The sequence below is a fragment of the Kitasatospora sp. NPDC018619 genome (assembly GCF_044391605.1).
GTDB lineage: Bacteria > Actinomycetota > Actinomycetes > Streptomycetales > Streptomycetaceae > Kitasatospora.
The window spans coordinates 1-23,051 of record NZ_JBISAI010000006.1; the positions used below are offsets into that span (position 1 = coordinate 1).

The window sequence follows — 23,051 nt, forward strand, 5'->3', positions numbered from 1 at the left end:
GGCTCCCAGTAGACGACTGGGTTGATAGGCCGGATATGGAAGCCCTGTGAGGGGTGGAGTTGACCGGTACTAATAGGCCGAGGGCTTGTCCTCAGTTGCTCGCGTCCACTGTGTTGTTCTGAAACAACGACCCGCCCCGTGTGAGGGGTGTGCGGTGACAGTTTCATAGTGTTTCGGTGGTCATAGCGTGAGGGAAACGCCCGGTTACATTCCGAACCCGGAAGCTAAGCCTTACAGCGCCGATGGTACTGCAGGGGGGACCCTGTGGGAGAGTAGGACGCCGCCGAACAATTCTTGTGAAGAACCCCCGGCCGGGGAGACCCGGCCGGGGGTTCTTCGCGTTTCCGGAGCATCCCACCGGCTCTCCGGAGACCGCCGGCCCCTCCCGAACGACCCCCGCCGAGTGACTGGTGCACCGTCAATATGCCGCTAAAACCGCCTGATCAGCGCACCGATCAGCGGAATATCGCGACGCACGCCGTAGTCTCGAAGGCGAGGGGAACAGGCGTCCGGGATGTCTCCCGGGCCGGGTCGGATCAAGAATGGTGCTCATGGGACGAGGCAGGCTGCGCATCTACCTCGGGGCGGCCCCCGGGGTCGGCAAGACGTACGCCATGCTCGCCGAGGCGCACCGGCGGCAGGAACGCGGTACGGACGTCGTGGTCGCCTTCGTGGAGGACCACGGCCGCCGGCGGACCGCGGACATGGTCGCGGGCCTGGAGGTGGTGCTGCGGCAGCAGGTGGTGCACCGCGGCGCCCGGTTCTCCGAGATGGACCTGGACGCCGTCCTCGCCCGCCGGCCGCAGGTGGCCCTGGTGGACGAGCTGGCCCACACCAACGTCCCCGGCTGCCGCAACGAGAAGCGCTGGCAGGATGTCGAGGAGCTGCTGGCGGCCGGGATCGACGTGATCTCCACCGTCAACGTGCAGCACCTGGAATCGCTCGGCGACGCCGTCGAGGGCATCACCGGGGTGCGCCAGCGCGAGACCGTCCCGGACGAGGTGGTCCGGCGGGCGGACCAGATCGAGCTGGTGGACATGTCCCCGCAGGCGCTGCGGCGACGGCTGGCGCACGGCAACGTGTACGCGCCGGAGAAGATCGACGCGGCCCTCGCCAACTACTTCCGCCCGGGCAACCTGACCGCGCTGCGCGAGCTGGCGCTGCTGTGGACCGCCGACCGGGTGGACGAGTACCTCCAGAAGTACCGGGCCGAGCAGGGCATCGAGGGCACCTGGCAGGCCCGGGAGCGGATCGTGGTGGGGCTGACCGGCGGGCCGGAGGGCGCGACGCTGATCCGCCGGGCGGCCCGGATCGCCGCCAGGGTCTCCGGCGGCGAGCTGCTCGCCGTGCACATCTCCCGCTCCGACGGGCTGGTGGGCGCCGGCTCGCCGCAGACGCTGATCGAGCAGCGCGCGCTGGTGGAGAGCCTCGGCGGTTCCTTCCACGCCGTCCTCGGGGACGACCCGGCCCTCGGGCTGCTGGACTTCGCCCGGGGCGTGAACGCCACCCAGATCGTGCTGGGCACCAGCCGCCGGCCTGCCTGGCAGTACGTGTACGGGCCGGGCGTCGGCACCACGGTGACCCGGGAGGCCGGGGACATCGACGTCCACATGGTCACCCACGAGCACGCCGGGCACGGGCGCGGCCGGATACCGGTCCGCCGGATCACCGACCTGGGGCGGACCAGGACGGTCGCCGGCTGGCTGATCGGGCTGGTCGGCCCGCCGCTGCTGGCGGTCGTGCTGACCGCGATCGGCGGCCTGGGGCTCTCCACCGACATGCTGCTGTTCCTGTCGCTGACGGTGTGCGCGGCGCTGGTCGGCGGGCTGCTGCCGGCGATCGGCTCGGCGCTGGTCGCCTCCTCGGTCCTGAACTACTACTTCACCCCGCCGCTGCACACCTTCACCATCAACGAGCCGCAGAACATCACGGCGGTGGCGATATTCACCATCGTCGGCATATCGGTGGCCTCGGTGGTGGACCTCGCCGCCCGGCGCACCCAGCAGGCGGCCCGCAGCCAGACCGAGGCGCAGACGCTCAGCGCGCTGGCCGGGACGGTGCTGCGCGGCGCGCCCAACGGCGACGGGGTGCTGACCGCGCTGATGGAGCAGGTCCGGGAGACCTTCGGGCAGGAGAGCGCCGCGCTGCTGGAGCGGCCCGACCCGCTCTCCCCGTGGGCGCCGGTGGCCGCCGCCGGGCCGCACCCGCCGGAGCGCCCGGAGGAGGCCGACGTGGACGTCCCGGTCGGCGACAGCCTGGCGCTGGTGCTGCGCGGTCGGGTGCTGCCCGGGGCGGACCGGCGCCTGCTCGGCGCGTTCGCCGCGCAGTCCGCCGTGGTGCTGGAGCGCCGCCGACTGGCCCGGGAGGCCGCCGAGGCGCGCCGGGAGGCCGAGGGCAACCGGATCCGGACGGCTCTGCTGGCCGCCGTCTCGCACGACCTGCGCACCCCGCTGGCGGGCATCAAGGCCTCGGTGAGCTCGCTGCGCTCGGCCGACGTCGACTGGGACCCGGAGGACGAGGCCGAGCTGCTGGCCGGCATCGAGGCCGGGGCCGACCGGCTGGACCACCTGATCAACAACCTGCTCGACATGAGCCGCCTCCAGACCGGGACCGTCACCCCGCTGATCCAGGAGACCGACCTGGACGAGGTGGTGCCCTTCGCCCTGGGCGGGGTGCCGCTGGAGTCCGTCCGGTTGGACGTGCCGGAGACGCTGCCGATGGTCCGGGCCGACGGCGGGCTGCTGGAGCGCTCGCTGGCCAACCTGGTGGAGAACGCGGTCAAGTACAGCCCGGATGGCGTCCGGGTGCTGGTCAAGGCCGACGAGCTGCGCCGGCCGGGGCGGCCGGCCCGGGTCGAGCTGCGGATCGTGGACCGCGGCCCGGGCGTGCCCGAGGACGCCAAGGAGAAGATCTTCGCCCCGTTCCAGCGCTACGGGGACGCGCCGCGCGGCGCCGGGGTGGGCCTCGGGCTCGCGGTGGCGCGCGGCTTCGTCGAGGCGATGGACGGTACCGTCACCGCCGAGGACACCCCCGGTGGAGGCCTCACCATGGTCGTCAGCCTGCCCGTCGTCGAACGTCCGCCCGAACTGGCGGAGCCGGGCGGCGAGGCGGGCGGCGCGCTGCCGGAGCCGGTCGGCTGAGAACCGCCGACGCGCCGGCCGGCCCCTCGCCCGGGGGCGCGCGCCGCACCGAAGGTCAGTAGAGCCAGTCCCCAAGCCCCAGTCCGTACCTCAGACAGCCCCGAAAGGCGGAGCCCGTAAATGACCCGGGTCCTCGTCGTGGACGACGAACCGCAGATCGTCCGCGCGCTGGTGATCAACCTCAAGGCCCGCAAGTACGAGGTGGACGCGGCCCATGACGGGGCGAGCGCCCTGGAGCTCGCCGCGGCCCGCCATCCGGACGTGGTCGTCCTCGACCTGGGCCTGCCCGACATGGACGGCGTCGAGGTGATCCGGGGCCTGCGCGGCTGGACCAGGGTGCCGATCATCGTGCTGTCGGCCCGGCACGCCTCGGACGAGAAGGTCGAGGCGCTGGACGCCGGCGCGGACGACTACGTCACCAAGCCGTTCGGCATGGACGAGCTGCTCGCCCGGATGCGGGCCGCCGTGCGGCGGGCCGAGCCGGTGGCCGGGGAGGCCGACTCGCTGGTCGTCACCGAGTCCTTCACCGTCGACCTCGCGGCCAAGAAGGTCAACCGGGACGGCACCGACGTACGCCTCACGCCGACGGAGTGGCACCTGCTGGAGGTCCTCGTCCGCAACGCCGGCCGGCTGGTCAGCCAGACCCAGCTGCTCCAGGAGGTCTGGGGCCCGGCCTACCGCACCGAGACCAACTACCTGCGGGTCTACCTCGCACAGCTGCGCCGCAAGCTGGAGCGCGACCCCTCGCACCCGCGCCACTTCATCACCGAACCGGGCATGGGATACCGGTTCGAGAGCTGACGGTGACTGCCCCCGGCGGCCGAACGGCCTGCCGCCGGGGGGCCCGAACCCGGTACCCTTCCGGCATGAGTGGTGACAACAGCAGCGGCCAGCCGCAGGGGCGGTTCCGCCGCATGCTCAGTCGGCTGACCTCTTCGGCGGAGGAGCTGGACGCCGAGGAGCTGCGCCAGGAGAGCGCCGCCGAGACCGGCTGCACGCCGATCGCCGGATGCGGCGACCGCGAGCTGGTCACCGTCGCGGGCACGCTGCGCACGGTGACGCTCCGGCCGCGGGCGGGCGTGCCCGCCCTGGAGGCCGAACTCTTCGACGGCACCGACGCGCTGGACGTGGTCTGGCTCGGCCGCCGCTCGATCGCCGGGATAGAGCCCGGCCGCCGGCTGGTCGCCAGCGGCCGGATCGGCCAGGCACGCGGGCGCCGCGTGCTGTTCAACCCCCGCTACGAGCTGCGTCCGGTCGGACACGGGAGCGAATGAGCGTGAGCAACCACCCCGGCGGCGAGGCCGCCGCCCAGCTCCACCCGTCCGTCGACCCGGTGGACGCCGAGGCGGCCCGCAAGGCCGCTTCCAAGGAGGCGGCCGACACCGTGCTCCAGGCCTTCGGCGGCGTGCGCGGCATGATCGACATGACGCTGCCCGGCCTGGTCTTCATCGTCACGTACAACCTGACCCACCAGGTCAGCACCTCGGCCTGGGCCGCGCTGGCCCTGAGCGGCCTGTTCGTGGTGGTCCGGCTGGCGCAGCGGCAGACCATCCAGCACGCCTTCAGCGGCGTGTTCGGTGTCGCCCTCGGCGCCTGGATCTCGATGAAGAGCGGCAAGGCCGAGGACTTCTACCTGCCCGGCCTGCTCTGGAACGTCGGCTACTGCATCGCCCTGGCGGCCTCCGCCCTGGCGCGCTGGCCGATGATCGGGGTGATGCTCGGCCCGATCACCGGCGAGATGTTCACCTGGCGCAAGGAGAACCCGGGCCGTCTGGCCGCCTACACCAAGGCGACCTGGGCCTGGGTGGTGATCATGGGCGCCAAGCCGGTGATCCTCTTCCCGCTGTACTTCACCCACAACGTCAACCTGCTGGGCTGGCTGAAGGTCGCCCTCGGCATCCCGCCGCTGCTGCTGGCGATGTACGTGACCTGGCAGATCCTGCTGAAGGCGCCGCCGCCGATCAAGGCGCAGCTGGACGAGGAGGAGCCGGCGAAGTAGCCGCTCCCGCCCGGGCCCGTCGAAGGCTGGCGGAGACCCGGGCGACGGCGAAGGGCCCGCACCCCCGACGAGGGGTGCGGGCCCTTCCGCCGTGTCCGCGGGGCCTACTGGGCGCCCGTGGTGGCCGAGAGCAGCTCCTCGAGCTCCTCCTCGCGCTCCTGCGCGGCGACGAAGAGCAGCTCGTCGCCGCCCTCCAGGGTGTCGTCCTTGCCCGGCACCAGCACCCGGCCCTCGCGGATGATGGTCACCAGCGCGGTGTCCTGGGGCCAGGCCACGTCGCCGACCCGGGTGCCGACCAGCTCGGTGTCGGAGGCGAGGGTCAGCTCGACCAGGTTGGCGTTGCCCTGGCTGAAGCGCATCAGGCGGACCAGGTCGCCGACGCTGACGGCCTCCTCGACCAGCGCGGACATCAGGCGCGGGGTGGAGACGGCCACGTCCACGCCCCAGGACTCGTTGAAGAGCCACTCGTTCTTCGGGTTGTTCACCCGGGCGACCACCCGCGGCACCGCGTACTCGGTCTTGGCGAGCAGCGAGACGACCAGGTTGACCTTGTCGTCCCCGGTCGCGGCGATCACCACGTGGCAGCGCTGGAGCGCGGCCTCGTCCAGCGAGGTGATCTCGCAGGCGTCGGCCAGCAGCCACTCCGCCATCGGGACCCGCTCCACCGAGATGGAGTTGGGGTTCTTGTCTATCAGCAGGACCTCGTGGCCGTTCTCCAGCAGCTCGCCCGCGATCGAGCGGCCCACGGCACCGGCCCCGGCAATGGCGACCCGCATCAGTGACCCTCCTCCTTCGGCCCCTGCGCGAACGCGGCCTCGACGGCCGTCAGGTCGGACCGGCGCAGCATCACGTGCACCAGGTCGCCCTCCTGCACCACCATCTGGGGCGAGGGGAGCACACCCTCGCCGAGCCGGGTGACGAACGCCACCCGGGCGCCGGAGGCCTCCTCCAGGCTGCTGATCCGGTGGCCGATCCAGCGCGGGTCGTACGCGACCTCGGCGAGCTGGACGCCACCGCTCGGGTCCTGCCACAGCGGCTCGGCGCCGCTGGGCAGCAGCCGGCGCAGCATCTGGTCGGCCGTCCAGCGGACCGTCGCCACGGTCGGGATGCCCAGGCGCTGGTACACCTCGGCGCGGCGGGGGTCGTAGATCCGGGCGGCGACGTTCTCGACGCCGAAGTTCTCCCGGGCCACCCGCGCGGCGATGATGTTGGAGTTGTCACCGCTGGAGACGGCGGCGAAGGCGCCGGCCTCCTCGATGCCCGCCTCGCGCAGGGTGTCCTGGTCGAAGCCGACGCCGGTCACCCGGCGCCCGTTGAAGCCGGCGCCCAGGCGACGGAAGGCGGTCGGGTCCTGGTCGACCACGGCGACCGAGTGGCCCTGTTTCTCGAGTGCTCTGGCGAGGGCGGAACCCACGCGGCCGCAGCCCATGATGACGATGTGCACCGGCGCTTACCTCACCCGTCCCGAAGGGGTCTTGACCTGCGCAAACACCGTTCAGCTCCGTTTCCCGCCCGGCCTTCCGGGGCGAGTTTCCTCGTGGGGGCGCCGGCCCGGCAACGCTCGACAACCTGAGTGTTGCCCGCCGACTCGTATCCGACACGCTAGCCGGTCCACCGAACGCAGTCGCGACGAAGGGGGGGACAAAGGGCGCAGGCCCGGCCGGGGAGCCCCTACGATTCCTTAACGTGCCTATGCCGACTGACCTTCCGAAACGCATCCTGATCGGGCGCGCCCTGCGCAGCGACAAGCTGGGCGAGACGCTTCTGCCCAAGCGGATCGCGCTGCCCGTGTTCGCCTCGGACGCGCTCTCCTCGGTCGCGTACGCCCCCGAGGAGATCCTGCTCACCCTCTCCCTCGCGGGCGCCTCGGCGATCCACTTCTCCTGGCAGATCGGCGTCGTGGTGGCGATCGTGATGCTCGCCGTGGTCGCCTCGTACCGGCAGAACGTCCACGCCTACCCGAGCGGTGGCGGCGACTACGAGGTCGCGACCGTCAACCACGGGCCGGCCGCCGGCCTGGTGGTCGCCAGCGCCCTGATGGTCGACTACGTGCTCACCGTGGCCGTGTCGACCACCTCGGGCGTCGCCAACGTCGTCTCCGCGGTGCCCGCGCTGCGCGGTCACGAGGCGGTCCTGTCCGTGGTCGTGGTCGTGCTGCTGATGGGCATGAACCTGCGCGGGGTGCGCGAGTCCGGCAGCGCCTTCGCCGTCCCGACCTACGCCTTCATGATCGGCGTGATCGGGATGGTGGGCTACGGCGTCTTCCGGCACTTCGCGCTCGGCCAGGACATGCCCGCCGAGAGCTCCGGCTTCCACCTCGCCGCCACCCCCGGGAACGACTCGCTGGCCGGTTTCGCGATGGTGTTCCTGCTGCTGAAGGCCTTCTCCTCCGGCTGTGCCGCGCTGACCGGGGTGGAGGCGATCTCCAACGGCGTGCCGGCCTTCCGCAAGCCGAAGAGCAAGAACGCCGCCACCACGCTGCTGATGATGGCCAGCATCGCCGTCGTGATGTTCATGGGCATCATCTGGCTGGCCCGGCTGACCGGCGTCCAGATGGCCGAGAACCCCAGCGAGCAGCTCGTCGGCGCCTCGTCGGGCTACCACCAGAAGACCGCGCTGGCGCAGATCAGCGAGGCGGTGTTCAACAACTTCACGCCCGGCTTCTACTTCGTCGCCGGCGTCACCGGCCTGATCCTGGTGCTCGCCGCCAACACCGCCTTCAACGGCTTCCCGGTGCTCGGCTCGATCCTGGCCCAGGACCGCTACCTGCCGCGCCAGCTGCACACCCGCGGCGACCGGCTGGCCTTCTCCAACGGCATCATCCTGCTGGCGATCGCCGCGATCCTGCTGATCCTGGCCTTCGACGCCGACCCGACCCGGCTGATCCAGCTGTACATCGTCGGCGTCTTCGTCGCCTTCAACATGAGCCAGTCCGGCATGATCCGGCACTGGACCAGGCTGCTGCGCACCGAGACCGACCCGGCCAAGCGCCGCCACATGCAGCGCAGCCGGGCGATCAACGCCTTCGGCCTGGTGATGACCATGGCCGTACTGATCGTCGTGCTGGTCACCAAGATCGGCCACGCCTGGATCGCGATCGCCGCGATGGCCGTGCTGTTCGTGATGATGAAGGGCATCCGGCGCCACTACGACCGGGTCTCCGACGAGCTCATCGCCGCCGAGGAGCCGGACGACGTGGTGCTGCCCACCCGGGTGCACGCCATCGTGCTGGTCTCCAAGCTGCACAAGCCGGCGCTGCGCGCCCTGGCGTACGCCCGGCTGGCCCGGGCCCACACGCTGGAGGCGGTCACGGTCAACGTCGACCCGGCGGACACGGCGGCGCTGCGGCGGGAGTGGGACGAGCGGGGCATCGAGGTGCCGCTCAAGGTGCTGGACTCGCCGTACCGCGAGATCACCGGCCCGGTCCTGGACTACGTGAAGAACCTGCGGCGCAGCAGCCCGCGGGACGTGGTCTCGGTCTACATCCCGGAGTACGTGGTCGGCCACTGGTACGAGCACCTGCTGCACAACCAGAGCGCGCTGCGGCTCAAGGGGCGGCTGCTGTTCAAGCCCGGAGTGATGGTCACCTCGGTACCGTGGCAGTTGGAGTCCTCGGAGCGGCGCAGGCCGCAGAAGGCCTGGTCGGCCCCGGGCGCCGTCCGGCGTGGCGAGCCGCGGGCGCCGAAGGCCGTAAAGTCGAAGGATTCCGTCTCCACCGGTACGAACGCCGGTGACACCTCCGACCGCAGCAAGGACTCCTCCCAGTGACCCGCAACAATCCGCCCCGCTCCTCGGGTTCCTCCGGCGCCTCCGGCAAGGGCGCCCGCCGGGGCGGCTCCCAGCCCGGCCAGGTCTCCCGGCCGCGCTGGGGCCGGCCGGCCCGCCCGGAGGCCACCGACCGCGACGGCCTCACCGCACGCACCGCGCCGATCGTTCCGGGCGAGCGGGCGGACCGCGAGCCGACGGGGCCGGAGGCCGGGAAGGGCGCCGCCAAGGGCGCCGGCCGGGCCTCGACGGGCAGGGGCGCCGCGGGCAGGGGCGGTTCGAAGGCCGCCGCCCAGGACGCGCCGAAGGGCGCGGCCGGGGCCGGCCGGAAGGCGCCGCGCAAGCAGGCGGTGCGCCCGCCCAAGGCGCTGCGCACCGCCGCCGCGCGGCCCGGCCGGCCCGAGGCGCCGTCCGGGGAGCCGCTGGCCGGGCAGCGCTACGAGGTCGAGGTCGGCCCGGTCGCGCACGGTGGCGGGCACTGCGTGGCCCGGCACGAGGGGCGGGTGCTGTTCGTGCGGCACGCGCTGCCCGGGGAGAGGGTCGTCGCGCTGGTGACCGACGGGACGACCACCTCGCGGTTCCTGCGGGCCGACGCGGTGGAGGTGCTGGAGCCCGCCAAGGACCGGATCGAGGCGCCCTGCCCGTTCGCCGGGCCGGGCCGGTGCGGCGGCTGCGACTGGCAGCACGTCACGCCGGGCGGCCAGCGCAAGCTCAAGGCGGCGGTGCTGACCGAGCAGCTGGCCAAGCTGGCCGGGCTCACCCCGGCCGAGGCGGGCTGGGACGGCAGCGTCGAGCCGGTCGGCGGCAAGCTGCCGGCCGGGCAGGTGCCGGCCTGGCGCACCCGGGTGCAGTACGCGGTGGACGCGGAGACCGGGAAGGTCGGCCTGCGCAAGCACCGCTCGCACGACGTGCAGGTGATCGACCGCTGCCTGATCGCCGCCGAGGGCGTCACCGAACTGGGCATCGAGGCCCGGGACTGGCCGGGGGTGGCGAGCGTCGAGGCGGTCGCCGCGACCGGCTCCTCCGACCGCCAGGTGGTGCTGACCCCGCGCGACGGCGCCCAGCTGCCGCTGGTCGAGCTGGACAAGCCGGTGTCGATCGCCCGGGTGGACGACCAGGGCGACGTGCACAAGGTGCACGGGCGGAGCTTCGTGCGCGAGCGCGCGGCCGGGCGGACCTGGCGGGTCAGCAACGGCGGCTTCTGGCAGATCCACCCGGAGGCGCCGGACACCCTGGTCGACGCGGTGCTGGACGGCCTGGACCCGCAGTGGGGCGAGAACGCGCTCGACCTGTACTGCGGCGTGGGCCTGTTCGCGGGAGCGCTGGCCGACCGGGTCGGCGAGGACGGCGCGGTGCTCGGCATCGAGTCGGCCAAGCAGGCCGTGGTCGACGCCCGGCACAACCTGGCCGCGCTGGACAACGTGCGGATCGAGTGCGACCGGGTCGAGACGCTGCTGCCGCGCACCGGCATCACCGCGACCGACCTGATCGTGCTGGACCCGCCGCGCTCGGGCGCCGGCCGCGAGACCGTCGCCCACCTGGTCGGCCTGGAGGCGCGCCGGATCGCGTACGTGGCCTGCGACCCGGCGGCGCTCGCCCGGGACCTGAAGTTCTTCCGCGAGGGCGGCTACCGGCCGGTGTCGCTGCGGGCCTTCGACCTGTTCCCGATGACGCACCACTTCGAGTGCGTGGCGATCCTGGAGCCGGCCGGGGAGTGATCCCGGGGTGATCCCGGGCGCCGTGGAGGCGCGGCAGGAGGCGGTCACCCGTGGGGGTGGCCGCCTCCGGCGCGTCGTCCCGGGGCCCGGCTCGCGGGACCCCGGGCCGGCTACCCCTCGTGCTCCTCCTCGTCGGCGCTGTGCGGGAGCTCGATCCCGTGCTGGGCCGCGAGCCGCAGGAGCGCGGCCACCCGGCCCTCGTACGCCTGGACGCCGTCGGCGTCCCCTTCGGCCCGGGCCGCCGCGAGCTCCCGGCGGGCTCGGGTGAGCTGCTCGCGCAGCTCATCGTCGAACAGGGCTGTCATCGGTCGGCCTCCGCAGCGGTCGGCGCCCGCCCGGGGGAACGCAGCGGGTCTATCAGCGTCCCGGACGGTGCGGCGGTCTTCAAGTCCCGCTCCTCCCGGTGGGGGCACGGCGGCCGCGGACGGGCCCGGCGGCGCGGGGTCAGGCGGGGGCAATGTCTTGGTAAAAGGTCCGGCGCGGAGTGCCGCCGGGCCCCGGGCGGGGGCTTGACGAGCCGATGCGCCGGGGCGAAGGTGAGCCGCTGACATGTGATGTGTGCCGTTGCACCGCCCTGGGTGGCAGCCGCCCGCGCCGCCGGTCCGGGAGGGCCGGTGCGTGAGGGGGAGCGCCATGGAGTTGGAGTTGCGGCACCTGCGGGTGCTGTGCGCCATCGCCGACACCGGGAGCGTCGGCCGGGCCGCCGCCCTGCTCGGCGCCTCGCAGCCGGCGACCAGCACCCAGCTGCGCCGGATCGAGCGCCACCTCGGCGCCCAGCTGTTCGAACGCACCGCGGCCGGGGTCGCGCCGACCGGCTTCGGGGCGGAGGTGCTGGCCGCCGCCCGGGAGCTGCTCGCCCGCGCCGACCGCCTGGGCCGCCGCCCCGGGGCCCCGGCCGGGCCCGCCCCGCGCGAGCTGCGACTGGCGGCGACCAACGCCCCGATCCTGCCCGGACTGGTCGCCCGGGCCCGGCACCAGCGGCCCGGGCAGCGCCTCACCGTGACGTCGGTCTACCGCTCCTCGGACATCGTCGAACTGCTGGAGCGGGACGGGGCGGACGCCGCGGTGGCCGTGGACTACCCGGGCCGGGAGCTGCGCCACCCGCCGTCCGTCGCGCACCGCGGCATCGTCACGGAGCCCGTCTTCGTCGCGCTGCCGGCCGGCCACCGGCTGCGCCACCGTGCCGAGGTGGCCCTCGCGGACCTCGCGGAGGAGGAGTGGTTCCTGACCCCCGACGACGGGGCGGGCTGGCACCCGGTCTTCCACGGGGCCTGCGCCTCGGCGGGGTTCGCCCCGGCGACCGTCCACGAGTTCCTCGGCGGCCGGCTGGAGCTCCAGGAGATGGTCGCCGCCGGGCTCGGCGTCTCCCTCGTGCAGGCCACCACCAGGCCGCTCGCCGAGGTGGTGGTCAAGCCGCTGGCGGGGACGCCGATCTGGGTGCGGCAGCTGCTGGTCTGGCGGCCGGCCGCGGTGGGCGGGGAGCTGGTGGAGACGCTGTTCGGGGCGGCCGTCGCGGCGTACCGGGACCTGATCGCGGCGGCACCGAGCTTCCAGGCGTGGGCCGCGCGGACCTACCGGCAGTAGGGGGCCGCGCCGGTGTTATGGGCGACTCACTCTATGTCATATGACCTGTGACATTGTTCCACTCCTCCGGCGCTGGCAGGATCATGACGCGTTCCCCCGACGCTCGGCAGCCCTCCCAGCGCCTCCCCCACACGGAGAAGGACCCCACCAGTGCGCCCACGGATACCCCTCCCCACCCTGTTGGCCGGCCTCGTCGCCGGCTGCTGCGCGGCCGCCACCCTGCTGCCGGCCGCGGCGTCCGCCGTCCCGTCCGCTGCCCCGTCCGCCTTCTCGTCCGGCGCGTCCGCCGCTTCGTCCGGCGCCTCGTCCGGCGCCTCGTCCGGCGCCGGGACGGCCGCCCGGCCCCTGGCCGGTGCCCCGGCGGCCGACCCGGGCGCCGCGGTGCCGAAGCCGCTCGGCGCCTTCCTCGCCGTCGACCCGGCCGCCCGGGCCCGTGCCGAGGAGGCCCCCGCCCTGGCCGCCGAGCCGCTGCCCCCGGCGCTGCTCGGCCAGCTCGTGATGGGCCAGCCGGCCGGCACCGCCGTGCAGAGCGCGTCCCGCCCGGCCGAGCCGAAGGCGCCGGCGGCCGGGCAGGCCCCCGCTGCCCGCGGCGCCACCGGGGCGGCCACCGCCGCGCAGAGCTGCACCGCGGCCGACTTCGGCAGCCGCAGCGGGGCCGACCTGGTCTCCTTCATCGAGGGCTCGACCACCGACTGCGTCAACACGCTGTTCAACCTCACCGGCACCGACGCGGGCGCCGTCTTCAAGGAATCGAAGATGCTCACCGTGGCCGACGCCTTCCGGGCCATGGCGGGCGGCTACACCGGCGACAACTCGACGGCCATCCTGCAGCTGGTGCTCTTCCAGCGGGCCGGCTGGTACGTGCAGTCGAACAACGCGGACGCGGTGGGCCCGTACGACGCGGCCCTGGCCCGCGCCTCCAAGGCGGCCCTCGACGCGTTCTTCGCCGCCCCGCACCGCACCGACGTCAGCGACGCCAACGGCGCCGTGCTCAACGAGGTGCTCGTGCTCACCGACAGCGCCGACCTCCAGGGCGACTACCTGGGCGTCTACAAGCAGGTGCTGACGTCGTACGACAGCTCGTACCACGCGTACCCGAAGATGCTCAAGGCGGTCAACGCGGTGCTCTCCGCGCCGCTGTGGCGGGGCAACTGGAACCCGGACTTCGTCGCCGCGGTCAGCGCCGACCCGAGCATCGGCACCACGCTGGGCGACTTCGCGCTGAACCACAAGGACCTGCTCGGCACGGCCAACGCCTACCTGGACGTCAACGCGGGCAACGACCTCGGCCGGATGGTCGGCGACGGCCCGGCCGTCGAGGCGGCGCTCAAGGGCAAGGTCAAGGCCGTCCTCGACGGTGCGCAGATCACCGGCGCCACCGGCCCGCTGTACGTCCACACCGCCTACCAGGCCAACAGCTTCGACCCCGGCCAGTGCTCGTACTACGGCACCTGCGACCTGCCGGCCAAGCTGACCGCCGCGGTGCTGCCGAACCGGCTGGTCTGCGACAACCGCACCATCCTCACGGAGGCGTTGTCGCCCGCCGACCTGGCCGCGGTCTGCTCCAGCCTGCGCGGCGAGGACGTTTTCTTCCACAAGCTGGTGAAGGACGACGGCCCGATCCCCGGCCAGTACGACAAGGAGCTCACGCTCGCCGTCTTCGCCAACCAGGCGGACTACCTGACGTACTCCTGGGCGATCTTCGGCAACTCCACCGACAACGGCGGACAGACCGTCATGGACCCGACCGACCCGAACAACCGGGCCGTGTGCGTGATGTACCAGAAGTCCTGGAACGACGGATTCACCGCCAACGTGTGGAACCTCAACCACGAGTACACGCACTACCTGGACAACATCTACGACCTCAAGGGCAACTTCTCCACCGAGATCTCCGTCCCGGACATCTGGTGGATCGAGGGCGTCGCCGAGTACCAGTCCTACGCCTACCGCGGCACCACCGACACCCAGGCGATGGCCGAGGCGGCCAAGCACACCTACAAGCTGAGCACCCTCTTCCAGAACACGTACGGCAACTCGGACACCGTGCGCACCTACCCGTGGGGCTACCTGGCCGTCCGGTACATGGTCGAGAAGCACCCGGCGGACATCGACGCCATGCTCGCGCGCTTCCGCGTCGGCGACTACCAGGGCGGCTACGCGGTCTACGACGGCCTCGGCACCCGCTACGACGCCGACTTCGACGCCTGGCTCGACGCCTGCGCCGGCGGCGCCTGCTACGCGGCCGGCCCGACCGCGCTGTTCGGCCAGTCGGTGTCCGGCGCGACCGTCACCCTGACCGACCGGTCCGTCCAGACCGGGCCCGGCCGGATCACCGCCTGGCACTGGACCTTCGGTGACGGCGGCTCGTCCGACCAGCAGAACCCGACCCACACCTACGCGGCCGCCGGTACCTACACCGTCGCGCTGACCGCCACCGACGACACCGGCCGGACCGCCAGCACCCCGGCCTCCGTCACCGTCACCACGGGCAGCGGCGGCACCACCCCGCCGGCCTGCACCGACCCGCGCACCGACGCGCTCGGCCGGAACTGCTCGCGGACGGGCCTGTCGGCGACCGCGGGCGACCTGGACTACCTGTACGTCTACCTGCCGGCCGGCACCAGCACCCTGAAGGTCACCGCCTCCGGGGGCACCGGCACCGCGTACCTCTACTACAACGACGGCACCTGGGCCTCGCCGAGCGCCTACACCGCCTCGTCCACCGACCCGGGGACCACCCAGAGCATCACGGTGACCAACCCGACGGCGGGCTACCGCTACGTGAGCCTCTACGCGAAGACGGACTTCAGCGGGGTGACCGTCAGCACCCGGTTCTGATCCTCCTCCCGTCCCGGCGGGGTCGGGCCCGGCCCGGGCCGGCCCGGGCCGGGCGCAGGTCGGGTCCGTGGCAGCCGCCGCGGGCCCGGCCTCCGGCGTTCCGGGACTGGTGCGGCCGTCCGGCGGTGCGGCGTTCCGGTGACGCCGAGGTTGCGCGAGGGCGTGCGGGAGGTGTGCGGGCGGTGAGCGCGCGCCCTTGTTGTGCTAGCACTTGAGCGCTAGCTTGAACGGCATGGGTAAGAAGCAGCTGAACGTGCGGGTCGACGCCACGACCGCCGAGATGGCCCGGGAACGGGCGGAGCAGCAGGGGATCTCCATGAACCAGTACATCGAGCGCCTGGTCCAACAGGATATGGGCGAGTCCGGGCGGGCCTTCGTGGACGCGGCCGCGCAGTTCATGAAGGAGTACGAGTCGGCCTTCCTCGCCGAGTTCGGGGAGCCGGGAGACCTCCAGGACGTGCGCCGTTGAAGCTGGAGGTCGACCTCTCATGGCTGCTCATGACCGCCGAGCAGTACACGCCCGGTGATCCGCCGGTCACCGACTACGGCTCGCTGCTCGCGGCGGTCACCCGCCACCAGGCCGAGATATTCGACATCGCCGTCTACCCCGAACCGCAGGACCGCGCCGCCGCGCTGATGCACCAGCTGATCCGGGTGCCCGCGCTGGAGAAGACCAACGAGCTCTTCGCGACCGCCGTCGCCTACGCGTACCTGGTCGCCAGCGGCTGCACCGTGGCCACCACGGCCCGCGAGGTGCGCAGCCTCTCCCGGGCCATCCGCGAGGGGCGGCTCGGGGTGTCCGGCGTCGCCGAGCGGCTGGCGGCCTGGGTGGTCGACGAGGCGGAGGGTGAGGGGGTCGCCGGGGCGGACGACGAGGACGAGGACGACGACTGACCGGCGCCGCCCCCGTCGGGGGCCGGGCGTCAGGCGGTGGCGGGCCGGTCGTCGGCGGGCTCCTGCTCGGCGCCGCTCCCCTGCGTGTCGGCGCGCTCCGCGATCAGGGCCGTCGCGAAGGAGCGGAAGCCGGCCCGGCGGTAGATCCGGGCGACGTCCTCGTCGGAGGCCGACAGGAACACCGTCCGCACCCCGGTCGCCCGGGCGTGCGCGACCAGGGCCGCGGTGACCGCCAGGCCCAGCCCGCGGCGGCGTGCGGACGGGAGCGTACCCACCCCGACCACCTCGGTGACCGCGCCCACCGGGTTGTGCTGGCCCGCGCACAGCGGTGCGCCGTCCTCGAAGGCCGCGGCCAGCACGGTGGTGCCCTCGGCGATCCGTCGGGCGGTCCGCTCGGCACTGCCGTCGGCCGCCGACGCCGCCGCGACCTCGGCCAGCTCGCTCGACCCGGCCGCCCCGACGGCGGTGCCGGGGGCGCCGAAGGCCACGTGCGGGACGGCCACGGCGGCGGCCAGCTCCGGCGCGTCCGACGCCAGCACCCGGACCTCCAGCCGCTCCGGCAGCTCGGGCGCCGGCGCCGCGCCGTCCTGCGGACCGAGCACCAGCAGCGGGTGCTCGTGCACCGTCAGGCCCGCGGCCTCGACCGCGGCCCGCAGCTCCGGGTTCTGCTCGGCCACCCATTCGAAGGCCTCCGGTGCGCCCAGCTCCCGCTGCCGCTCCAGCACCCGGCGGACGTCCTCGGCGGTGGCGGCGGCGCCGTCGTGGCCGAGGGTCGGACGGGCGTAGTAGGGCCAGCCGGCGTCGTCCCGGCGGACGAAGAGGGTCAGCGGTCCGAAGTCCTCGGTGTGGGCGGCGCTGCGCGGCACGGCGTCGTAGTAGCGCTCGATCTCGTCGAGCAGGGCGCGGTCGGAATCATGATCGACAGGGGTCACGGCGTGCATCCAAGCAGGGCCGCCGGGGGGCCGCCACCGGTTTGTCGGGGCGGGCCGCGGGCCTCGCGGGGCCGGTGCGGGCCGTTCCGGGGTGTCGGCGCCGGTGCCGCGAGTGCGGGTGCGGGGAGTCGGTAGTGACGTTCCGGGGTCGATTGTTGCCGAACGCTTACCCGCTCGGAGCGATCTTGTGCGGCTACGGCGTGCATGCTGAAGCCTTTACAGCTCCGCCGCGGGGGACGGCGGAGTCTGCGGTCGGCGAGGCGAGGGGGAAGACAGGCCGATGAGGCTCTGCTTTCTGGTGGAGGAGCACTACCGGTACGACGGCATGCCGCTCGACGTGGCACGCCGACTCACGGCGTGGGGGCACCGGGTGGACGTGCTGCGCCCCGGGGACTCGCTGCTGGCGATCTCCGAGGAGGTCCGGGCCGGCAGCCATGACGCCTGGGTGCTGAAGACCGTGTCCGGCGGCCCCGGGCTGACCCTGCTGGAGTCGGCCGCCGCCGTCGGCCTCACCACGGTGAACGACGTGCGCTCGATCCGCGGGGTCCGGGACAAGGCGCTCGCCGCGGTCATCGGCCGCACCCGCGGGCTGCCCGTCCCGGTGACGTACGCGGCCGCCCGCTGGGAGCGGCTGGCGGAGATCCCGGCCGCCGAGTACCCGCTGGTGGTCAAGCCCGCCGACGGCAGCTCCGGGCGCGCCGTGCGGCTGGTGCGCACCCCCGACCGGCTGCTGGAGATCGGGCCGGAGCTGGCGGGGGAGGGGCTGCTGATCGCCCAGCCGTACGTGCCCAACTCGGGGACCGACCTCAAGGTGTACTGCGTCGACGGCGAGTTCTTCGCGACGGAGCGTTCCTCCCCGCTGCACCCCGGGCAGGGCGTGCGCGAGCGGCAGGTGCCGCTGCCGGGGAGCGTCGCCCGGATCGTGGCGCAGGTGGGCGAGGTGTTCGGGCTGGACCTGTACGGGGTGGACGTGCTGCTGGGGCCGGACGGGCCGGTGGTGGTGGACGTCAACGACTTCCCGAGCTTCCGGCAGGTGCCGGACGCGGTCGCCCGGGTCGCCCGGGCGGTGCTGCGGCTCGCCCGCAGCGGCACGGCCGTGTCGCTGCCCGGCGGGCCCGCCGAACTGGTGCCCGCGGGCCGCGACCCGTACGGGCAAGTGGGTTTCGGCGAGGGTGAGTTGCTGTGAGGATCGGACTGATCACCGGCGATCCGGGGCACCCGGTGCTGGCGGCGGCCGCCGAGCTGCTGGCGCGCCGGGGGCACCGGGTCGAGGCCGTCCCGCCCGCGGGGCCGGTGGCCGGGCTCGCGGACGTCTACCTGCTCAAGGCCCGTACGCCGGAGGCGCTGGCCCTGGCCGCGGAGCTGGAGCGGCGCGGCGCACCGGTGGTCAACTCGGCGGCGGCCACCGGGCTGTGCCAGGACCGGGTGCGGATGGCCGGCCTCGCCCGCGCCGCCGGGCTGCCGTTCGCGGCCACCGAGGCGGCCGGACAGCTGGGCGAACTCACCGACCCGGCCTACCCGTTCGTGGTGAAGAGCCGGCACAGTCGGCGGCACGACCTGGTCGCCCGGGTGGACGGACCGGCCCGGCTGCGGGAACTGGCCCGGCGCTGGCCCGAGGAGCCGGTCGTCACGCAGCCGTTCGTGCCCGGGACGGGCTGGGACCAGAAGCTGTGGGTGGTCGACGGGCAGGTGTTCGCGGCCCGGAGGCGGTCCGAACTCGCCACCGGCACGGGGGAGTCGGGGCGGGCGGAGGACTGGGAGCCGCCCGCCGGGCGGGCCGCGCTCGCCCTGCGGGTCGGCGAGGTGTTCGGTCTCGACGTGTACGGGGTCGACCTGCTCGACGGGCCGGCCGACCCGGTCATCGTGGACGTCAACGCCTTCCCCGGGGTCCGCGGCCGGGCCGGCGCGCCGGAGGCACTGGTGGCGCTGGCGCTGCGGGTCGGGGCGGAACGCTCCGGGGCGGAGCAGGGGCGGGCGCTCGCGGGGCGTGGGGCCGGGGGCGGAGTCGGAGGCGGGCGCGCGCGGTAGGGCCGGTCGGGGCGGTCGGCCGGGGCGGCGGGGCAGCCGGGGCGTGGCCGGGGCGGCGGGCCCGCCGGGGTGGTTAGGCTGGCTGGCGCCCCGACCGGCCGGGGCGCACGGCGAGAGAAGACGGAACCTTGCTCCAGGACATCGAGCGCTACCTGGCCTGCCCGCACTGCGCGCAGGCCCTCACCCGGCACGACCGCAGCCTGCGCTGCCCGGCCGGGCACAGCTTCGACCTCGCCAAGCAGGGCTACGTCAGCCTCCTCCCCGGCGACGCCCACACCGGTACCGGGGACACCGCCGGAATGGTCGCGGCCCGGGCGGACTTCCTCGCCGCCGGGCACTACCGGCCGATCGCCGAGGCGCTCGCCGAGGCCGCCTCCGCCGCCTTCGCCGACCCGGCCGGCCCGGCTGCCCTCGGGGCCGCCGGGGAGGGCGACGGCCTGGTCGCCGACCTCGGCGCCGGGACCGGCCACTACCTGGCGCACGTCCTGGACGCCCTGCCCGGTGCGGTCGGCGCGGCCCTGGACATCTCCAAGTTCGCGCTGCGCCGCGCTGCCAGGGCGCACCCCCGGATCGGCGCCGTGGTGTGCGACGCCTGGCGCCCGCTGCCGCTGCGGGACGCCTCGGCCGCCCTGGTGCTCAACGTCTTCGCGCCGCGCAACGGGCCCGAGATCCGCCGGGTGCTGCGCCCCGGCGGGACCCTGCTGCTGGTCTCGCCGACCGCCCGGCACCTGCGCGAACTCGTCGACGCGCTGGGGCTGTTGTCGGTGGACGAGGAGAAGCAGCGGCGGATCGACGAGAAGCTCGGGCCGTACCTGGAGCCCGTGGGGCGGCGGGAGGTCGAGTTCGTCCTGCGGCTCGGCCCGCAGGACGTGCGCACCGTCGTGGGCATGGGGCCGAGCGCCTGGCACACCGATCCGGAGCGGCTCGGTGCCGCGCTCGCGGAACTGCCGGAGCCGGTCGAGGTGACGGCCTCGGTGACGGTGGCGGCGTACCGGCGCTGACCGCCACGTTGGGATGAATCTGCCGCGCAGGCACGTTTCTGCCGGTCGGCCTGCGGCTAACGTCCCACGGGTGAACCGCGACGCTACCGGACCCGCAGGGCCGTCCCGCCTCCGCCCCGGAGCCCCGGGGCCCGACCGGCCGCCCGTGCCCCGCCCCACCGTCGAGGAGCTCCGGCTCACCTCGTTCAAGTCCTACCGGCGCGCGGTGCTGCCGCTCGCGCCCCTCACCGTGCTGCACGGGCCCGCCGGGGTCGGCAAGTCCAACGCCCTCGACGCGCTGGCCGTGCTCTCCCGGCTCGCCCTCGGCGAGGAGATCGCCGGCTCGCTGGACGGGCTGCCGGAGCGCACCGGCCCGCTGGCCGGGCCCGTCCGCGGCGGCCTGGCCGGCTGTGTCCCGCACGGGCGGGACGCGATCATCCTCGGCTGCACCGTCCGTTCGCCGCACGGCCTGATCCGGCTCGACGCGGTGATCCGCACCGACGGGCCGGTCCGGATCGCCCGGGAGTCGCTCACCCTCGACGGCCGGACCCTGATGGACACCGGCGAGCAGGACGTCCGCAACCGGCGGGTCAACGTCTGCTGGCACAACGACACCCGCCAGGGCGACATCCGGGCGCCGTTCCCCAGTGGCACGATGATCACCGCGCAGCTGCCGCTGCGGGTCGCCGGGTCGTCGGCCGGGGAGTGCCTGGTCCTCGCCGCCAGCGAGGACCTGCTCACCGCGCTGCGCGAGGTCTTCCCGCTGCACCCCGTCCCCGCGCTGATGCGCGGCTGGGCCCGGGCCGACCCGCAGGCCCGGCTGCGCAGCAACGCCGCCAACATCTCCGCCGTCGTCGCCCGGCTGAGCAACGAGTGCCAGCGCCGGTACGGGCAGCTGCTGCGCGCCGTGCAGGCCGTCGCGCCGCACCCGCTGCTCGGCCTCGCCCTGGCCGAGCGCGAGACCGCGGGCGTGCAGCGGGTCCTCGCCGTGTTCGACGAGGGGGTCCTCGGGCGCACCGGGGCCGACCAGGCCTCCGACGGCATGCTGCGCCACCTCGCCTTCGCCGCGGTGCTGCTGACCGGGGCCGGGGTGCTCGACCTCGACGTGGCCACCGAGGTGCCCTGGGCGCACCGGCAGCTCACCGTGCTGGCCGAGGACCTGGGGGCGGGGCTCTCCGTCGAACAGGCCGCCGCGCTGCTGCGGCTGGCGCGGGAGATGGCGGAGCGCAGCCAGCTGCGGGTGGTCGCGGCCCTCCAGGAGCCGGCGGCGGCGCGGGAGGCGCTGGCCGGGGCCTCCGGGGGCGGGGCGGTGCTCGTCGAGTGCCGGCGGGATCCGGACTCGGGGTTCACCGTGCTTCGGCCGCAGGTGCCGCGGGTGCCGGTCCAGGGCGGGCGCGGGGAGGCGGCCGGGGCCGGGGCGGGTGGCAGGTCTGCGGGGGGCGGCTCTTCGGCGGGGACCAGGGCCGTGCCGGCCGGTGGGTCCTCGGCAGTCGGTGGAGCCGTGCCGGCCGGTGGGGCCGCGGGAGCCGGTGGAGCCGTGCTGGCCGGTGGGGCCGCGGGAGCCGGTGGGGCCGGTGGGGCCGCGGGCCGGGATGCGGTAGACCTGGAGGGGTGAACGAACGAGCGACGGGGCCGGTGGGGCCCACGGTGGACGGGTTGCGGCAGCGGTTGGCGGACTTCGCGGCGGCCCGGCGGTGGGAGCCCTTCCACACCCCGAAGAACCTGGCGGCGGCGCTGAGCGTGGAGGCGGGGGAACTGCTGGAGATCTTCCAGTGGCTGACGCCCGAGCAGGCGGCGGCGGTGATGTCCGACCCGGAGCGCGCGCACCGGGTGCACGACGAGGTCGCGGACGTGCTCGCGTACCTGCTCCAGTTCTGCACGGTGGTCGGGGTGGATCCGCTGGCGGCACTGGCGGCCAAGATCGAGCGGAACGAGCGGCGCTTCCCGGTGCCGACGGACGCGGCCGGTGCCGAGGCCCGGGAGCGCCTGGACGCGGCCTCCGTCAACCCGGACGTGGACGACCAACCCGTGTGAGGGACGGAAGTTATCCACAGCCCCCGACTTTTCCACAGCTTCTGACAACGCGGATGCGCGCTCGCGCTCTTCCTCGCACGCTTTCGCCGTGACCAGCCGTCACCGCGCGGCCGCCACTCCCGGCGGTCCGTGGCGACGGCGACAGCGAGCGGGAGGAGCGGTGGCCATGGAGGCGCTGCGACTGATCAAGACGGCCCGGCACGCCCTGGCGCAGGCCAGGCACGTACCGGACGTGCTGGCCGAGGCGCGGCAGGCCGCGCTGCTCACCGAGGCGGTGGGGGCCAGGCTGGCAGAGGCGGAGGACGAGGAGTTCAGCGGGCTGGGGCAGCAGCTGTCCGAGGCCGGGGCGCACGCGGCGGTCTGCCTGGACCGCTCGGTCGTCCGGGCCGCTCTGGTGAGCGGCGGCCGGGCCGCGCGGCTCACCGGGCTCGGGGAGCTGGCGCCGGCCCTGGGGGCCTTGGACGGGCTGCTCCAGGAGGTCGGCGAGACGCTGGTGGTGCTGGCCTGCGGTGCGGACACCGAGAGCCTCTACTGGACGTGCATCGACGGCGTGGACGCGGTGTCGGAGTGCAAGGACCTGACGGTGCTGCTGCTGCGCGCGGCGGCGGGCCGCTCCGAGGAGGCGGAGCCGGTGGCGCTCGGCGGGGCGGCGCGGGAGCGGGCGGCCGGCGGGGCGCCGTTACTGGTGGTCCGGCTCGGGCCGCCGGGTGACGCCGGCCCTCCGCCCGGCACGGGCGACGCCGGGCCTCCGGGCGGCGCCGGGCCCGCGGAGGGCGGCGGCCCGCCCGGTGCGGACGGGCCGGCCGAGGAGGAACGGGCGGCGGGCTACCGGCTGCCCGGCGCGTCCGAGGTCTCGGAGGTGTCCGTGCCGGTCGGGTAGGCGGTGGCACCGGTGCTCCCGGGGACGGAGCCCTGGAGCTCGGCGAGGTCCGCGGTGACGGAGGCGAGGAGTTCCTGCATCTGCTCCAGCAGGCTCTTGGGGGTGGCGGGTCCGGCCGAGGTGCCGTCGGCCGAGCCCGTCGGGTCGCTCGGGAACTGCGGCGTGGCAGATGGTTCGGACATTGCGGGACCTCTTCGGATCGGTGGTGCGGCGTGGAGCGGCCGATGGTGGCTCGGACCGCACGGCGGGAGGCGGC

At 74.3% G+C, this 23,051-nt stretch carries 21 protein-coding genes and 2 rRNA genes; 18 read left to right on the forward strand and 5 right to left on the reverse strand.

Going from position 1 to position 23,051, the window contains the following annotated elements; genetic code table 11:
* The 6 genes from ACH5AR_RS10890 to ACH5AR_RS10915 form a co-directional block, all read left to right on the forward strand.
* A 23S ribosomal RNA gene (locus tag ACH5AR_RS10890) occupies positions 1–93 on the forward strand; the annotation flags it as partial.
* Between the two features lie 79 nt (positions 94–172).
* Positions 173–289, forward strand: a 5S ribosomal RNA gene (rrf, locus tag ACH5AR_RS10895).
* A gap of 262 nt (positions 290–551) precedes the next feature.
* The gene (locus tag ACH5AR_RS10900; RefSeq protein WP_396301050.1) at positions 552–3,140 is read left to right on the forward strand and encodes an ATP-binding protein; all 2,589 of its coding nucleotides are present in this window, start codon (positions 552–554) and stop codon (positions 3,138–3,140) included.
* Positions 3,141–3,260: 120 nt separating this feature from the next.
* Positions 3,261–3,941 (forward strand): response regulator, encoded by a 681-nt coding sequence (locus ACH5AR_RS10905; protein ID WP_396301051.1) that lies wholly within the window; start codon positions 3,261–3,263, stop codon positions 3,939–3,941.
* A gap of 65 nt (positions 3,942–4,006) precedes the next feature.
* Complete coding sequence (locus ACH5AR_RS10910) at positions 4,007–4,414, forward strand: OB-fold nucleic acid binding domain-containing protein (protein ID WP_396301052.1); 408 nt, start codon at positions 4,007–4,009, stop codon at positions 4,412–4,414.
* Positions 4,415–4,416: 2 nt separating this feature from the next.
* A complete protein-coding gene (locus ACH5AR_RS10915) occupies positions 4,417–5,139 on the forward strand; it encodes a DUF3159 domain-containing protein (RefSeq protein ID WP_396301053.1) in 723 nt (240 codons plus the stop codon).
* A gap of 104 nt (positions 5,140–5,243) precedes the next feature.
* Here ACH5AR_RS10915 and ACH5AR_RS10920 read toward each other — a convergent pair whose 3' ends face one another.
* Positions 5,244–5,915, reverse strand: a complete 672-nt coding sequence (locus ACH5AR_RS10920; protein WP_396301054.1) for a potassium channel family protein — start codon at positions 5,913–5,915, stop codon at positions 5,244–5,246.
* Positions 5,915–6,583: a potassium channel family protein gene (locus ACH5AR_RS10925; RefSeq protein WP_396301055.1), complete on the reverse strand. Its 669-nt coding sequence runs from the start codon at positions 6,581–6,583 to the stop codon at positions 5,915–5,917. Before ACH5AR_RS10925 ends, ACH5AR_RS10920 begins: the two co-directional genes overlap by 1 nt.
* A 248-nt stretch (positions 6,584–6,831) precedes the next feature.
* Between ACH5AR_RS10925 and ACH5AR_RS10930 the strand changes: the two genes are divergently transcribed.
* Both ACH5AR_RS10930 and ACH5AR_RS10935 read left to right on the forward strand, forming a co-directional pair.
* A complete protein-coding gene (locus tag ACH5AR_RS10930) occupies positions 6,832–8,907 on the forward strand; it encodes an APC family permease (protein WP_396301358.1) in 2,076 nt (691 codons plus the stop codon).
* A 365-nt stretch (positions 8,908–9,272) separates the two neighbouring features.
* On the forward strand, positions 9,273–10,622 hold the full coding sequence (locus tag ACH5AR_RS10935) for a class I SAM-dependent RNA methyltransferase (RefSeq protein ID WP_396301359.1): 1,350 nt from the start codon (positions 9,273–9,275) through the stop codon (positions 10,620–10,622).
* A 110-nt stretch (positions 10,623–10,732) separates the two neighbouring features.
* Here the strand turns inward: ACH5AR_RS10935 and ACH5AR_RS10940 are convergent, their stop codons facing one another.
* Positions 10,733–10,927, reverse strand: a complete 195-nt coding sequence (locus ACH5AR_RS10940) for a hypothetical protein (RefSeq protein ID WP_396301056.1) — start codon at positions 10,925–10,927, stop codon at positions 10,733–10,735.
* 328 nt (positions 10,928–11,255) lie between these two features.
* Here ACH5AR_RS10940 and ACH5AR_RS10945 point away from each other — a divergent pair, with 328 nt between their 5' ends.
* The 4 genes from ACH5AR_RS10945 (at position 11,256) to ACH5AR_RS10960 (ending at position 15,941) form a co-directional block, all read left to right on the forward strand.
* The gene (locus ACH5AR_RS10945) at positions 11,256–12,206 is read left to right on the forward strand and encodes a LysR family transcriptional regulator (RefSeq protein ID WP_396301360.1); all 951 of its coding nucleotides are present in this window, start codon (positions 11,256–11,258) and stop codon (positions 12,204–12,206) included.
* Positions 12,207–12,356: 150 nt separating this feature from the next.
* Positions 12,357–15,047 carry a collagenase gene (locus ACH5AR_RS10950; protein ID WP_396301057.1) on the forward strand — a complete coding sequence of 897 codons (2,691 nt, stop codon included), beginning with the start codon at positions 12,357–12,359 and terminating at the stop codon, positions 15,045–15,047.
* 232 nt (positions 15,048–15,279) lie between these two features.
* Complete coding sequence (locus tag ACH5AR_RS10955; protein ID WP_049659744.1) at positions 15,280–15,516, forward strand: toxin-antitoxin system HicB family antitoxin; 237 nt, start codon at positions 15,280–15,282, stop codon at positions 15,514–15,516.
* Entirely contained in the window at positions 15,513–15,941 is a 429-nt protein-coding gene (locus ACH5AR_RS10960; protein ID WP_396301058.1) for a fic family toxin-antitoxin system, toxin component, read from the forward strand. The genes ACH5AR_RS10955 and ACH5AR_RS10960 overlap by 4 nt, the downstream gene beginning before the upstream one ends.
* Positions 15,942–15,970: 29 nt before the next feature.
* On the opposite strand, the gene ACH5AR_RS10965 is transcribed toward ACH5AR_RS10960, so the two are convergent.
* Positions 15,971–16,882, reverse strand: coding sequence for a GNAT family N-acetyltransferase (locus ACH5AR_RS10965; RefSeq protein ID WP_396301059.1), 912 nt, complete (start codon positions 16,880–16,882; stop codon positions 15,971–15,973).
* A gap of 271 nt (positions 16,883–17,153) precedes the next feature.
* Between ACH5AR_RS10965 and ACH5AR_RS10970 the strand changes: the two genes are divergently transcribed.
* The 6 genes from ACH5AR_RS10970 to ACH5AR_RS10995 all read left to right on the forward strand — a co-directional run bounded on the left by ACH5AR_RS10970 (position 17,154) and on the right by ACH5AR_RS10995 (position 22,795).
* Positions 17,154–18,059 carry a RimK family alpha-L-glutamate ligase gene (locus tag ACH5AR_RS10970; RefSeq protein ID WP_396301060.1) on the forward strand — a complete coding sequence of 302 codons (906 nt, stop codon included), beginning with the start codon at positions 17,154–17,156 and terminating at the stop codon, positions 18,057–18,059.
* Positions 18,056–18,901, forward strand: coding sequence for a RimK family alpha-L-glutamate ligase (locus ACH5AR_RS10975; RefSeq protein ID WP_396301061.1), 846 nt, complete (start codon positions 18,056–18,058; stop codon positions 18,899–18,901). Before ACH5AR_RS10970 ends, ACH5AR_RS10975 begins: the two co-directional genes overlap by 4 nt.
* Positions 18,902–19,029: 128 nt before the next feature.
* A complete protein-coding gene (locus ACH5AR_RS10980; RefSeq protein ID WP_396301062.1) occupies positions 19,030–19,902 on the forward strand; it encodes a putative RNA methyltransferase in 873 nt (290 codons plus the stop codon).
* A 145-nt stretch (positions 19,903–20,047) separates the two neighbouring features.
* Positions 20,048–21,496, forward strand: coding sequence for an AAA family ATPase (locus ACH5AR_RS10985; RefSeq protein WP_396301063.1), 1,449 nt, complete (start codon positions 20,048–20,050; stop codon positions 21,494–21,496).
* A complete protein-coding gene (locus ACH5AR_RS10990; RefSeq protein ID WP_396301064.1) occupies positions 21,493–21,915 on the forward strand; it encodes a nucleotide pyrophosphohydrolase in 423 nt (140 codons plus the stop codon). Before ACH5AR_RS10985 ends, ACH5AR_RS10990 begins: the two co-directional genes overlap by 4 nt.
* Before the next feature lie 166 nt (positions 21,916–22,081).
* Entirely contained in the window at positions 22,082–22,795 is a 714-nt protein-coding gene (locus tag ACH5AR_RS10995) for a DUF6099 family protein (protein ID WP_396301065.1), read from the forward strand.
* Here ACH5AR_RS10995 and ACH5AR_RS11000 read toward each other — a convergent pair.
* Entirely contained in the window at positions 22,741–22,977 is a 237-nt protein-coding gene (locus ACH5AR_RS11000; protein WP_396301066.1) for a hypothetical protein, read from the reverse strand. The genes ACH5AR_RS10995 and ACH5AR_RS11000 overlap by 55 nt on opposite strands.
* Between the last annotated feature and the right edge of the window lie 74 nt (positions 22,978–23,051).